A 1,419-nucleotide genomic window follows, 5' to 3' on the forward strand; every position below is an offset into this window, starting at 1 on the left:
TGACCCAGGGTTTCGCGGACTGGGAGGCGGCATCCAAGGCAGCCCAGTCCATCGAGATCCTGCCGCTCACGACGCTGCGCCCCTCCAACGCCGCGCCTGTGCATCCCGCAGCCGCATCGTCGACGAACGCAGCAAGCGGGCCCGCAGCCCAACCGGCTGCGCCTTCGCCTGCTCATCCCGCCCCCCAACCGCGCTGGGCATTGTCCAAGCGACCGCTTCGCGTTGTCTAGCCGACGACGTCTTCAATCTTCCAGCCATCCCAAAACCTTCACATGAAGGAAGGAATTCCCATGGTTACCAACGACACCGTCTCTGGGGACGCGCAGAGTCAACCCTCCGCAGGCCTGCTTCCCAACCTCACGGTTTGGACTCCCGAAATCGACAAATTGTGCGTGACGGTCGCACGATGGGTCCGCATGGACCTGCCCGGCGGAACCGTCTATGGCCAGCAACGAAACGGCAAGACACGCGCGGCAAAATACCTGATCCTCGGCATCGGCTCGATTCTGGGCTATTCGACTGCGGTGCTGCACTGGGTCATCCCCGACCAACGCGATGGCAAGCAGACCGAACGGGAGTTCATCCAGGAGCAGTTGCAGCAGTCCGGCTGCAACAGGGTCGCCAGCCGCGATCTTGCTGTGCTGCGCAGGCGTTGTCATACGCACCTCGTCGAGCTGGCGAAGACGGCCGGATCCAAACGCATCATCATCATGGTCGACGAGGCCCAAAACCTCACGCGCGCTCAGTATGGCTATCTGATCTACTGCTACAACGCCTTGGAGCAGCTCGGGGTGTATCCCTTTTTTCTCCTGATTGGCCAGCCCGAGCTGCGCAACGCTCCCCAGAGCTGGCACGAGGCCAGCGCCATGCAGGTGCTGGGTCGGTTCTTCGCGCGCGAATTCATCTACCGCGGCGTTGACTGCGACAGCATCGGCGAAGTCCTGGATGCCTTCGACAGTCCCGTGGAGGATGAGGCGCTTCCGCCGCTACAGCAAACCTTTCCGGCCGCCTATGCGGCGGGCTTCAGGCTGCAGAACCTGACGGACGCCTACGTCGAGGCGATGCAGCTCGTGATGAAACAGCACAACGTCGCGAGCGGTTTGCGCCTGCCGATGCAGTACTTGCGGGCGTCGCTGCTTGGCCTTCTGCACCGCTGCATCGATGAGCACTTGGCGTTGGAGCACGTCAACAGTGCCATGGTTTTTCAGGCGCTCAAGGATGCCGAATTCTTCTCGGTGCTTGCGTACTACGTGGACGCGCCGGACATGGACAGCGATGCGGGCGCCGCTGCTCGGGGTGGCAGGGCATGAAGTCGTTCGACGCGGCGCGCGTGGCGCTGGCCTTACCCGCCCGTCTGGAGGGGCTCGAGCATGAGTCCCTCTATGGCATCTGGACCACCTATTGCATCGTGCAGCAGTG

Annotated in this window: 1 protein-coding gene; it reads left to right on the top strand. The window is 62.8% G+C overall.

Annotation, left to right across the window (positions count from 1 at the left end; genetic code table 11):
- Window positions 1-290 precede the first annotated feature (290 nt).
- Window positions 291-1,310, top strand: coding sequence for an ATP-binding protein (locus tag FN976_RS28680; RefSeq protein WP_186511276.1), 1,020 nt, complete (start codon window positions 291-293; stop codon window positions 1,308-1,310).
- Window positions 1,311-1,419 lie beyond the last annotated feature (109 nt).

The organism is Caenimonas sedimenti (genome assembly GCF_007833165.1).
GTDB lineage: Bacteria > Pseudomonadota > Gammaproteobacteria > Burkholderiales > Burkholderiaceae_C > Ramlibacter > Ramlibacter sedimenti.

Bases quoted from the DNA above. Each gene is read 5' to 3' on its own strand.
- FN976_RS28680 (WP_186511276.1), top strand. From the start codon at position 291: ATGGTTACCAACGACACCGTCTCTGGGGACGCGCAGAGTCAACCCTCC.